The organism is Paenibacillus polygoni (assembly GCF_030263935.1).
GTDB classification, from domain to species: Bacteria; Bacillota; Bacilli; order Paenibacillales; family Paenibacillaceae; genus Paenibacillus; species Paenibacillus polygoni.
Genome location: NZ_CP127162.1, coordinates 4,900,163 through 4,912,247, shown reverse-complemented (window position 1 = coordinate 4,912,247; position 12,085 = coordinate 4,900,163). Strand labels below are relative to the sequence as shown.

General features: G+C 41.8%; 11 protein-coding genes. All 11 read left to right on the top strand.

The features are described from left to right. Positions 1-6: 6 nt before the first annotated feature. Entirely contained in the window at positions 7-984 is a 978-nt protein-coding gene (locus QPK24_RS23385) for an ABC transporter ATP-binding protein (protein WP_285745194.1), read from the top strand. Next, positions 981-1,946 (top strand): ABC transporter ATP-binding protein, encoded by a 966-nt coding sequence (locus QPK24_RS23380; protein ID WP_285745192.1) that lies wholly within the window; start codon positions 981-983, stop codon positions 1,944-1,946. Before QPK24_RS23385 ends, QPK24_RS23380 begins: the two co-directional genes overlap by 4 nt. A gap of 323 nt (positions 1,947-2,269) precedes the next feature. Further along, positions 2,270-3,205, top strand: a complete 936-nt coding sequence (locus QPK24_RS23375) for a D-alanyl-D-alanine carboxypeptidase family protein (RefSeq protein ID WP_285745190.1) — start codon at positions 2,270-2,272, stop codon at positions 3,203-3,205. Positions 3,206-3,484: 279 nt separating this feature from the next. After that, complete coding sequence (locus QPK24_RS23370; RefSeq protein WP_285745188.1) at positions 3,485-4,525, top strand: LCP family protein; 1,041 nt, start codon at positions 3,485-3,487, stop codon at positions 4,523-4,525. Between the two features lie 160 nt (positions 4,526-4,685). Next, complete coding sequence (locus QPK24_RS23365) at positions 4,686-5,117, top strand: CBS domain-containing protein (RefSeq protein ID WP_160035551.1); 432 nt, start codon at positions 4,686-4,688, stop codon at positions 5,115-5,117. A gap of 119 nt (positions 5,118-5,236) precedes the next feature. After that, positions 5,237-5,539, top strand: a complete 303-nt coding sequence (locus QPK24_RS23360; RefSeq protein ID WP_213531077.1) for a MazG-like family protein — start codon at positions 5,237-5,239, stop codon at positions 5,537-5,539. 6 nt (positions 5,540-5,545) lie between these two features. Continuing rightward, on the top strand, positions 5,546-6,466 hold the full coding sequence (locus QPK24_RS23355; RefSeq protein WP_285745186.1) for a DUF2232 domain-containing protein: 921 nt from the start codon (positions 5,546-5,548) through the stop codon (positions 6,464-6,466). 11 nt (positions 6,467-6,477) lie between these two features. Then, positions 6,478-8,475: a DHH family phosphoesterase gene (locus QPK24_RS23350; RefSeq protein WP_285745185.1), complete on the top strand. Its 1,998-nt coding sequence runs from the start codon at positions 6,478-6,480 to the stop codon at positions 8,473-8,475. Next, a complete protein-coding gene (gene rplI / locus QPK24_RS23345) occupies positions 8,472-8,915 on the top strand; it encodes a 50S ribosomal protein L9 (RefSeq protein WP_285745183.1) in 444 nt (147 codons plus the stop codon). Before QPK24_RS23350 ends, rplI begins: the two co-directional genes overlap by 4 nt. A gap of 1 nt (position 8,916) precedes the next feature. Next, a complete protein-coding gene (gene dnaB, locus QPK24_RS23340; RefSeq protein WP_160035559.1) occupies positions 8,917-10,278 on the top strand; it encodes a replicative DNA helicase in 1,362 nt (453 codons plus the stop codon). A 349-nt stretch (positions 10,279-10,627) separates the two neighbouring features. Then, the gene (locus QPK24_RS23335) at positions 10,628-11,914 is read left to right on the top strand and encodes an adenylosuccinate synthase (RefSeq protein ID WP_285745181.1); all 1,287 of its coding nucleotides are present in this window, start codon (positions 10,628-10,630) and stop codon (positions 11,912-11,914) included. Positions 11,915-12,085: the final 171 nt, after the last annotated feature.

The following is a 12,085-nucleotide window of genomic DNA, read 5'->3' as shown; positions in this document are numbered from 1 at the left end:
GCGAAGATGGCAAAAGACTTAGTAGAATTCCGTAACTTAAAAACGCATTTTCATACATCCGCAGGGATCGTTAAAGCAGTTGATGACGTAAGCTTTACGATTCGTGAAGGCGAGACCGTATGCATCGTCGGTGAATCCGGATGCGGAAAAAGCGTAACGGCAATGTCACTGATGCGTTTATTAGAAGTGCCTCCCGCCGGGGGAGAAATTTTGTTTAAAGGCAAAGATATACTTAAGCTAAATAAAAACGAAATGAGCCGAATTCGCGGTAATGATATCTCGATAATTTTTCAAGAACCGATGTCTTCATTAAACCCTGTACTTACCATCGGAGAGCAGATCAGTGAACCGCTAATGATTCATTTGCTGCTGGATAAGAAGAAAGCTCGCAAGAGAGCGATTGAACTAATTAGTCTAGTTGGGATTTCACGACCTGAGAAAATTGTAGACTCTTTTCCACATGAACTGAGCGGCGGTATGCGTCAGCGGATCATGATTGCCATTGCACTAAGCTGTAATCCGAAGCTGCTCATTGCTGATGAACCGACAACGGCACTTGATGTAACCATTCAAGCACAAATTCTTGATCTGATGCGTGATATCAAAGAGAAATTCAATACCTCCATCATGCTCATCACTCATGATCTGGGTGTTGTTGCGGAAATGGCTGATTATGTGGTCGTTATGTATGCAGGCAAAGTTATTGAGGAAGCTTCGGTATTTGAACTATTTAAGGCACCAAAACATCCATATACCAAAGGACTCCTTAAGGCTAAACCGATTATTAATCAAAGACAGGAACGCCTATATTCTATTCCAGGCCAAGTACCAAACCCCGTTGAACTCGGGCAGAATTGTCATTTCCATGATCGCTGTGAGTCTTGCATGAATATATGCCGCGAGAAAGAGCCTCCACTGCGTAAAGATGAAGAAGGACATAAAGTCGCATGTTGGCTCTATGAGGAGGAGGCAATGGTACGATGACAGAAGCGCTGATTGAAGTACAGAATCTAAAGAAATACTTTCCGATTACGGGCGGCGTGTTTCAGCGTCGTGTGGGTGATGTAAAAGCAGTAGACGATGTATCGTTTACTATCTATAAAGGAGAGTCATTCGGACTCGTAGGAGAGTCTGGCTGTGGTAAGAGTACCATTGGCCGAACCATTCTTAGACTGAATGACAAAACGTCAGGTAAGGTTATTTTTAAAGGACAGGATCTTCATACCTTATCTAAGGAGAAACTGCGCTCTATTCGGCCGGAAATGCAGATCGTATTCCAGGATCCTTTCAGTTCACTGAATCCCCGGATCAAGGTAGGCGATGCAATTGGCGAAGCACTGCTGGACCATAAATTAATTCCTAGAAAGATGATACGAGCTACTGTAGAAGAAACTTTGCGTATCTGCGGTCTCTCTGCATATCATTATGATCGCTTTCCGCATGAATTCTCAGGCGGGCAGCGTCAGCGGATTGGAATCGCGCGTGCACTCATTCTAAACCCAGACTTTATTGTGGCAGATGAACCGGTTTCTGCACTGGATGTATCCATTCAGGCTCAGATCATCAACTTGCTTAGTGATTTGCAAGCAGAGAAACAGCTGACATATCTGTTTATATCTCATGATCTTAGTGTAGTCGAGCATCTTTGCACAAGAATTGGAGTTATGTACCTTGGTTCCATGGTAGAGATGGCTAGTAAGGATGAATTGTTCCGTAATCCGCTTCATCCCTATACAAAAGCTTTACTATCCGCGGTGCCAATTCCCGATCCAACACTGAAAAGAGAACGCATTGTGCTTAAGGGTGATATCCCAAGTCCAGCAAATCCACCTTCAGGTTGTAAATTTCATACTCGTTGTCCTATTGCTTCGGATCGTTGTAAGCAAGAGGTTCCGGAGTACCGTAATGTAGGTTCAGATCACTATGTGGCATGTCACTATGCATAAATATATAGAATTCCAAAATAGAAATCATATACTGCACTGATATATTGATAGTGAGCAGGCCCGTACCACAAACACAGCTTTTTTACACGATAAAAGTGTAGAAAAGCTGTGTTTTGGTTACAAAGAAATGAAAATTATAATCCCATACAATATTTTTTTGAAAAAATATAGAAAAATGCAGACAAAAACCTTATTTTCTACGTCTATACTTATATAGATTGGTTTAATAAAAATTAGAGCAATAGATTGGTTACATAGATAAGGATATTCTGCTAGTAAAATCTAATTTTTTTTTTGAAAAATAAATGAATGGGGGAGTAGAGATGAAGAAATGGATCCTGCGAAGCAGTATACTGGTTGTTCTCATCGCTGTCATATTTATAGGTATAAGGCCAGAAAGCTTAGTAGGAAAACCATCTATTCAATCTAGTGCTGCCCTGCTCATGGACGCTTCTTCAGGTGAAGTTATCGTTAGTTCTAATGGGGATCACCCTTTGCCTGCAGCAAGCTTATCCAAATTAATGACACAGCTTATTATCCTGGACGAATTGAATGCCGGACATATTTCTAGAAGTGACATTGTAACGATCAGCAAACATGCTGCGACATCTGCTGGTATTAATGTATCTCTAAATGAAAATGATCAATTTACAGTCAACGAACTACTCAAGGTCATCTCTGTTTATTCTGCAAATGATGCAACGATTGCTCTAGCAGAGCATGCATTTGGCTCTGAAGAACGTTTTGTAGAAGAAATGAATAGAAGAGCGAGGTCTATTGGACTGTCTGTACATACAAAATATAATAATGCGACAGGGTCTTCGTCTTTATCTGGTGGACCCTCTGAGAACTATATGACGGCAAAAGATGTTGCTAAACTCTCCGCTCACCTTATTAAACAACATCCTGAAATTTTAAAACTTTCAAGCCAGACTCAAGTTGAATTACGAAACAAAGGATTATATATGAGTAATACCAACTGGATGCTGGACAATGTAAAGGGTCCATATGCTTACAGCGGGGCAGATGGCCTTAAAACGGGCTATACAGAAGATGCAGGTTATTGCTTATCAAGTACGGTGAAAAAGAACGGGCAACGATTGATTGCTATTATCATGGGAGCAGAAACCAAAGAACAGCGTTTTGAAGAAGCCAAGCAATTGTTTGACTATGGATTTGCTCACGCCTATAGTGCAAAAGAGTGGACCCAAAACTGGGCTTCGACGTGGCTTCAAGTTATTCAAAGACCCTCTATTTAATTCAAAATGTTAGGGAATCCCTTCTCTATTTCCTAGAAATAAACCGAAAAGGTTACAAAATACGGAGAAATATGACAATTTGCATGGTGCGGTCTTACAGATTAATATGGTAATATAGCAAAATGTACAAGTTGCACGATAAAAAATAATAGGACATTATAGAGTGAGGCAGTCCGTATAGAAAGAATGATTACGAGTAATTTGTCTCCTGTGACCTCTAGTGCCTACTAAAATAGAAAATAGGATTGTAGCCCCCATACTAAGAGAAGGAATGAACCAATGAGATCTAGATCAAGAAGAAAGCAACGCAATAAAAAAAAGGGTTTACTGATCACGCTTGTAACCCTTGTTGTATTAGTCGCGGTAGCCTATCCTTTTAGACAAAAAATTGCTCTTGCAGCATTTGATTTGTTCTTATCCGATACTGTAAAAAATCAGCTTGAGAAATCATATAGAGGTGAAGCTAATGCCGAGCCTATCGTATATCAAGAAAAACCATTTTCTGTTCTGTTACTAGGAACGGATGCAAGACCGTATGAGAAAACGCGTGGTCGCTCCGATACCGTTATTTATTCGGTGGTTCGTCCTAAAGAATCAAAAGTCCTGCTTGTCTCGATTCCCCGTGATACGTATGTACAAATTATAGGGCATGATGCAAATAAAGACGGTGAAGATGATTATGATAAACTCACTCATGCTTTTGCTTTTGGTGAAGAGGAGATGTCAATTAACACCGTTGAAAATTTCCTGGAGAAGGAAATTGATTACTATGCAACGGTAAACTTTACTGCCATTCAGGAAGTTGTCGACGCAATTGGCGGTATTGAACTGCCGATCGAAGAAGATATTGTTAACAAGAACCCAAATCATGTTCAGTTTACCATTGAAGGCGGTAAGCCGCTGTATAGCGGAGAGGAAGCACTCTATTATGTTCGTTATCGCGAAGACAGTGACTTCAACCGGACAAAGCGTCAGCAGATCTTTTTAAATGCAGTTGCTAAAAAAATGCTGAATCTTAGTCAAATTTCAAACATTCCTGAACTGTTCGATATTATGGGCGATAATTTCCAAACCAATATGCAGCCTTCTTTTATTATCGACCTAGCTAAACAAGTTCTTACTCAGAGCAGCCCTGAAATTTCTAGTTTCACTATTATGGGTGAAGGGGTAAGAAAGAATGGAATCTTCTATGATGATGTAGATGAAGATTATCTGGCGTATGCGAAAGAGCTGATTAGTAACTGGCTTGATCCAAATACGACTGCAGAGACATTAATGAAACCGAACACGGACGATATAAAGAGTAAGGATACAGAATAGGTGGACAGAAGATCAGCACTGGACGATTATTTCTTTAAGTCTGGTGCTGATTTTGTTGTGTTATGAGAATATAATGGTAGTAAGTAAGAAGTAACCCCGCAATATGTAAGAGATACAAATACTTTACTATTGCCTTAACATAAGGAGGAAGTGTTTAGTTATGAATATTGCTTTTTTCTTGCTGCCCAAACAGGAGGTAGCAACAGTTACCTCAGATGCAACGCTGAGACAGACCCTTGAACGGATGGAATATCACCGCTTTACTGCAGTTCCTATTTTGACGAAAGACGGAAAATACAAAGGTACAGTAACAGAGGGAGACCTTCTATGGCATATGAAGAATTCTAAGGGAGAGATTACATTTGAAAACGCTTCGAAATTTTACCTCAAGGATGTGCCTCTCCGAGTAAATATCAAACCGGTTTCCATTAATGCGAACATGGGGGATTTAATTAATCTCGCAAAAGCACAAAACTTCGTACCGGTTGTGGATGATATGGATCGGTTTATCGGGATTGTACGTCGCAGCCAAATTATTGAATATTGCGAAAATATGGTGGAGAAAGAATCGCTTAATACGAATTCAGGTTAAAATAGAGGAAAAGGTCTTATTTTTAATACAAGAGATTCCGAGCAGTCCTTTTTATGGATATTCCCTTTTATGCTATAATGGAGAATAAAGCTTTTCACGGGAGTGTGACGATCATAAGCATGCCAAAAGAACTGGATGTAGCGAAACGCGCGAAAGTGATTGAATGGCTTAAAACGGAAATGCTGGATCAAGTGTCACGTTTGTTTAAAGCGCTTTGGGAAGGAAGCACAGCGCGAATCAGCGATAGTCTTGCAAGTCTCATCATGAGCAGTTACATCCTGGGGAGAAGGCTTGGGATTTCTTTTAAAGATATGGATGATCTGCTCATCGAGAAGCTGAAAAAACACAAACAGGAAGGTCACCAGCTTGAAGACTGGTATAAAGATATTTCTGCTCTCGAAGATCATATGCGTAAGAGGTGAAAACATTTGAAATTTCGCTGGTCAACAGCTATATGGAGTATCGTTTATCTAGTGCTTTTGTTATCACTGCTGACTCCGCCGCTGACAGCTATTAGTGTATTTTTGATTATTCTGCCTGGGGTGATTCTGTACGGCTCACTAAGCCTGAAAGCCTTCTGCCTGCATATTATCCCTGTGGCTCTGATTGCTTTTATTGTAGAGCCTTTTTATTTGCTGTTATCCATCTTCTTTTTGATACCAGCTATTGTGATGGGGCATTTCTACAAAAACAAAAAGCCGGCACTGAATACACTTATGGCAGGTACGGGTACGATTCTTGCTGAATTTTTGTTGTTGCTGCTGATTAGCACCACTATTTTTCAGTTTGATTTTCAAGGATATATGAAGGATGTTGTTACTCTCACCCTCACTCCGGTGACCGAAGCCGGCGGTAACAATGCACTCACCAATGGACTCGTGATAGATGAAGAAATGGCAGAGCGTATTAAAACAACAACGGTACAGATGATTCCGTTTGCTCTGATTGTTACTTCTTTTATTATGGCGTCTATAACACACTCTATTGCTCGTCCGGTGCTTAGTCGACTTGGCGTTCATGTACCAAGACTAAAACCTGCACGAGAGTGGAGATTACCAAAAGCTTTAATTTGGTATTATTTTATAGGTATTATTCTACAACTTGTTGCAGATGGCTCGGGATCTAGCTTTATGACGATGATTGCTCTTAATTTCGTTCCGCTGATTAATTTCTGTTTTATGATTCAAGCCGTCGGCTTCTTCTTCTATGTTGCTCATACAAAAAAATGGCATCCTATTCTGCCTTTCTTGCTTGCAGCAGCGACGGTTCTGATTGGACCCATGCGGATTATCGGGATTATTGATCTTGCTTTTCCACTCCGTGAAGCCATTTCCAGACCAAAACGATAGGATGAATTTTAATGCCTAAATTTCTTTTAAAACGCTGGCACGGATACCAGACCGTCTGGGCGTTTGCTTTATTACTCATTCTGGATGCATTTCTCGTTGCCTATAATTGGCCGCTTGGTCTTGTCTGTCTTGTCCTTGTGGCGATTCTTGGTTTCGTAATGGTCAAAGCTGAGCTTGATTTTCGAAGAGAGCTGAATCAGTATATAGGCGGACTAAACCTACGTATTAAAAGGGTAGAAGGAGAAGTCGTCAGTAACTTGCCGCTTGGGATTGTACTATACAGTGAGGACCGCTCTATCGAGTGGAACAACCGCTTTGTCTCTCGTATGTTTGGTGAGAAAACACTGATTGGCAGTGATCTGGCGACCCTTTTTCCACAATTGCCCTTTAAGGTAAAAGACAAAGACAAAAAAGATCATCATAAGGATCATCCTCATGATATCCAATTTGAATATCGGATGAATGAACAAGTATATGATCTAAGACATTATCCAGAAGAGCGGCTGATCTACATTTATGAAACAACTGAGCTTGCAACACTTCGGGATAAATATGAGAAAGAAAAAATAGCGCTTGGTATTATCATGCTGGATAATCTGGATGAAGCATCCCAAGGCATGGATGACCAGCAGCGCACTGCCCTAACTGCTCGTGCAGCAAGTGAGATTACTTCCTGGGCTAAGGACTTCAATATCTATCTAAGACGTTTGTCTTCAGAACGTTATCTAATGATTCTTAATCATAATTCCTTGCAGGATCTTGAGATGAGTCGCTTTATTATCCTCGATGATATTCGGGAGATGACAGCCGATTTGAAGGTTCCTATGACGCTCAGTATTGGTCTTGCCTACGGTTCAGACAGCATCCGTGAGCTTGGAGAGCTTGCTCAGTCCAGTCTCGATATGGCGCTTGGGCGGGGCGGAGATCAGGCTGCAGTAAAAGCGGGTCAACGACTTTCTTTTTATGGCGGTAAAACCAATGCCGTGGAAAAAAGAACTCGGGTAAGAGCAAGGGTTATTGCGCATGCTCTGCGTGATCTCATGCAAGAGAGCGACCAGGTCTTTATTATGGGGCACAAAATCCCAGATATGGATGCGATCGGGGCTTCCATTGGGATATGGAAAGCTGCTAATCTATATCATGTGGATGCCTACATTGTGCTCGATGAATCGAATCCATCGATTGAACGATTGATGGAGCAGGTGTATAAAGACGAGCAGATCGGTCATTCGTTTATTACACCGGAAGAAGCACAGCAGATGATCACAGAGCATAGTCTACTTGTCGTCGTCGATACACACAAAGCATCCATGACGATTGAACCTAGACTTGTACAAGAGGCTTCTCGTGTAGTGGTGGTCGACCATCACCGCCGAGGAGAAGAATTTATAAATGACGCAGTGCTGATCTATTTGGAGCCATATGCCTCCTCAGCTGCTGAACTCGTCACAGAGCTATTACAGTATATTCATGATAAATTACAGCTCAGACCACTGGAAGCCACCGCACTGCTGGCAGGGATTACGGTGGATACGAAGCATTTTGCAATTCATACCGGTTCAAGAACGTTTGAAGCGGCAGGTTACTTAAGACGATCTGGTGCAGATTCCATTCTGGTGCAACGTTTGCTCAAAGAGGATCTCCAGGAATATATTGCGAAAGCAGAAATCATAAAACATGCTAAAATGATTCATGGGCATATTGCAGTAGCTGTTACGGAAGAAGGACAGATAATTTCGCAATTGCTCATTGCACAGGTGGCAGACTCATTACTTAATATGACCGATGTCGTTGCTTCCTTCGTTGTTAGTGAACGTCCGGATGGATTAATTGGCATCAGTGCCCGTTCTCTTGGTAAAATGAATGTTCAAGTTGTTATGGAACGACTTGGAGGCGGCGGTCATTTAACGAATGCGGCTGTTCAGCTAGACATGCCGATTAAAGAGGCAGAATCACGTTTGTTAGATGTACTTTCTGAAATCGAGAAGGAAGAGGGGTTGTTCGAATGAAAGTCATTTTTATAAAAGATGTAAAAGGTCAAGGGAAAAAAGGTCAAGTTAAAGAGGTGTCTGAAGGTTACGCATCAAACTTCTTGCTGCCAAGAGGACTTGCGCGTCCGGCAACAGAAGGTAACGTAAAAGTGCTGGAAAACCAAAATGCTGCGGAGCAGAAACGTAAACAGCAAGAAAAAGAAGAAGCTGTAGCACTCGGTAAAAAGTTGGAAACTGTAACGGTGGAACTGAAAGCTAAAGCGGGTGAAGGCGGTAAATTGTTTGGAGCTATTACAAGCAAACAGATCGCAGAAGCGCTGGGTAAACAAGGTTATAAAATTGATAAACGGAAAATCGAGCTGGATGAACCGATTCGTACCCTTGGGGTTACACAGATGAGTGTTAAACTCCATCCGGATGTCAAAGCCACGCTCAAGGTCCAAGTGACGGAGGAATAAGATGGGCGGCGAGATTTATTTCGACCGGGTTCCACCGCAAAACCTTGAAGCAGAGCAGGCCGTTCTAGGTGCTATTCTTTTACAAGCAGAGGCTTTGATTACCGCTATGGAGCGGGTATCGACTGAAGATTTCTACGACAAGTCTCATCAGTTAATCTATGAATCCATGATTCAGCTTAGTGAAGATAACCAGCCAATTGACCTTATCACGCTCACCTCGCTTATGCAGGATAAAGGGCAGCTTGAGGATATCGGCGGGGTAAGCTACCTTGCAAAATTGGCTCAAGCTGTTCCAACAGCGGCTAATGTGGATTATTATGCGCAGATTATTGAAGAAAAATCGATGCTCCGTAGACTTATTCGAACAGCGACTACCATTGTAAGTGAAGGGTATGCTGGCGGAGAAGATGTGTCAGGAATGCTTAGTGATGCCGAGCGGAAAATCCTTGAGATTTCCAATCGCCGATCCAGCAGCGGCTTTATTGCCATTAGAGATGTGCTCATGGAAGTGTTTGATAAAGTAGAAACCCTTTATCAGAACAAGGGGAATACAACAGGGATTCCTTCCGGCTTTGTGGATTTGGACAAAATGACGAGTGGTTTTCAGCGAAATGACCTCATTATCGTTGCGGCACGTCCTTCTGTAGGGAAGACGGCATTTGCCCTCAACATTGCACAGAACGTAGCGGTAAGAGCAAACGAGACAGTAGCTATCTTCAGTCTCGAGATGTCAGCCGCTCAGCTGGTACAGCGGATGATCTGTGCAGAAGCTAACCTCGATGCGAATGTCATGCGTAACGGGGAGTTTAAAGGTGACGACGATTGGTCCAAGCTGACAATGGGGATTGCTGCTTTATCGGAAGCAGAGATTTACATTGATGATACACCAGGAATCACCGTTGCGGATATTCGGGCTAAATGTCGCCGTCTTAAGAAGGAAAAGGGACTCGGTATGATTGTGATCGATTATCTCCAGCTGATCCAGGGACGCGGCAAGAGCGGCGAGAACCGTCAGCAGGAAGTATCTGAAATCTCCCGTACCCTTAAGCAAATTGCCCGTGAACTAGACGTTCCTGTTATTGCGCTCTCGCAGCTTAGTCGTGGTGTAGAACAGCGGCAGGATAAACGTCCGATGATGAGTGACCTTCGTGAATCAGGTTCCATCGAGCAAGATGCTGATATTGTTGCCTTTTTGTATCGTGATGATTACTATAATCAGGATACAGAGAAGAAAAATATTATCGAGATCATTATTGCTAAACAGCGTAACGGTCCGGTAGGAACCGTTGAGCTTGTATTCTTGAAAAACTTTAATAAGTTCGTAAACTATGAGCGAGTTCATGCGGATGCCTTTGCTGGGTAATCCATATGGAATATAAGATAGATAAGAGATCCACTGACTAGTGTTATTATACACGGGACAGTGGATTTTTTTTGGACAACCACTTCTAATCCCGAACAATACATTTAAGTTATGTATAATCGTTCGTTTTTATGTTTGACTTTGCTTTGGGCGACTGGTAAACTTGAATTGCTGCTTTTAGCAGCAAACGTACCAGATATAAAGATGATCTATAACGTTACAAATGAAGTAACGTAGTTTTTACTGTTCTGACGTTTTATGAATTATTCATAGACAGCTATGAATGAAGACAACAATGCCAAGTGAATATATAAACAGGTTTGTAATTTACATTTACGGGGGAATGAATATGTCAACAGTAGTCGTTGTGGGGACACAATGGGGAGACGAAGGCAAAGGCAAAATTACCGATTATTTGGCAGAAAGTGCGGAAGTTGTAGCTCGCTACCAAGGAGGTAATAATGCAGGTCATACGATCCTGATTGACGATAAGAAATATAAGCTCAGCTTAATTCCATCCGGTGTTTTTTATGAAGATAAGACATGTGTCATTGGGAATGGTATGGTTGTAAATCCAGAGGCACTTATTAAAGAAATTACGTATATACACGATAATGGATTCTCTACAAAGAACTTAGTGATTAGTGATCGCGCTCATGTCATTTTGCCATATCATATGGTTCTTGATGAACTGGAAGAAGAGCGTAAAGGTCCAAATAAAATTGGTACGACGCGTAAAGGAATCGGCCCAGCTTATATGGACAAAGCAGCTCGTAACGGGATCCGAATTGCAGACCTCTTGGATGCAGAGGAATTTGAACTAAAACTCCGTCATATGGTCAAAGAGAAAAACCAAGTCATTCAGCAAGTGTACGGTGCAGAACCGCTTGATGTAGAAGAAATTCTGAAGCAATACCTCGAGTATGCTGAATTCATTCGTCCTTATGTGACCGATACATCCGTTGTTCTTAACAATGCAATTGATGAGAATAAACGAGTATTGTTTGAAGGTGCACAAGGAGTAATGCTCGATATCGACCAAGGTACCTATCCATACGTAACCTCTTCTAACCCGTCTGCAGGCGGTGTATGTATTGGTTCAGGCGTTGGACCTTCTAAGATTAAAGAGGTTATTGGTGTAGCTAAGTCGTATACGACGCGTGTTGGCGATGGACCTTTCCCAACCGAACTTAATAATGAAGTCGGTGACTATATTCGTGAAAAAGGCCATGAGTATGGCACAGTAACAGGCCGCGCACGCCGTGTGGGCTGGTTTGATAGTGTTGTTGTACGTCATGCTCGCCGTGTCAGCGGAATTACGGGCTTATCCTTGAACTCTTTAGATGTACTTACAGGTCTTGATACGGTAAAAATCTGCGTAGGGTATAAATATCGCGGTGAATTCATTACCCATTATCCGGCTAGCCTGAAAATGCTGGCTGAATGTGAAGCGGTATACGAAGAGATGCCAGGCTGGAGTGAAGATATTACAGCAGCTAAGAAATTAGAAGACCTTCCTGAGAATACACGCAATTATGTAACACGTGTGTCTGAGCTTACAGGAATTCCAATTGCTATTTTCTCTGTAGGTCGTAACCGTGAGCAAACGAATCAGATTCTGCCGATTTACGAATAATCTAAAATAGACCGAGCTTAGTCTGCAGCAGGACAGAGCAACCTATTTAAATAGGAGCTCTCTACTTTCAACTACCTGTCATTAGGGAGTTGAAGTGGAGAGCTTTTTTCGTTAAAAAGCAGAATTATTCTTCATCTCTAGTAAAAGAATCAATTTCATAAAATTGAGGTA

What these genes read in the sequence shown, in the direction of transcription:
- QPK24_RS23365 (WP_160035551.1), top strand. Translation starts at nt 4,686, where the DNA reads ATGAATATTGCTTTTTTCTTGCTGCCCAAACAGGAGGTAGCAACAGTT.
- QPK24_RS23385 (WP_285745194.1), top strand. Translation starts at nt 7, where the DNA reads ATGGCAAAAGACTTAGTAGAATTCCGTAACTTAAAAACGCATTTTCAT.
- QPK24_RS23375 (WP_285745190.1), top strand. Translation starts at nt 2,270, where the DNA reads ATGAAGAAATGGATCCTGCGAAGCAGTATACTGGTTGTTCTCATCGCT.
- dnaB (WP_160035559.1), top strand. Translation starts at nt 8,917, where the DNA reads ATGGGCGGCGAGATTTATTTCGACCGGGTTCCACCGCAAAACCTTGAA.
- rplI (WP_285745183.1), top strand. Translation starts at nt 8,472, where the DNA reads ATGAAAGTCATTTTTATAAAAGATGTAAAAGGTCAAGGGAAAAAAGGT.
- QPK24_RS23350 (WP_285745185.1), top strand. Translation starts at nt 6,478, where the DNA reads ATGCCTAAATTTCTTTTAAAACGCTGGCACGGATACCAGACCGTCTGG.
- QPK24_RS23370 (WP_285745188.1), top strand. Translation starts at nt 3,485, where the DNA reads ATGAGATCTAGATCAAGAAGAAAGCAACGCAATAAAAAAAAGGGTTTA.
- QPK24_RS23335 (WP_285745181.1), top strand. Translation starts at nt 10,628, where the DNA reads ATGTCAACAGTAGTCGTTGTGGGGACACAATGGGGAGACGAAGGCAAA.
- QPK24_RS23380 (WP_285745192.1), top strand. Translation starts at nt 981, where the DNA reads ATGACAGAAGCGCTGATTGAAGTACAGAATCTAAAGAAATACTTTCCG.
- QPK24_RS23360 (WP_213531077.1), top strand. Translation starts at nt 5,237, where the DNA reads ATGCCAAAAGAACTGGATGTAGCGAAACGCGCGAAAGTGATTGAATGG.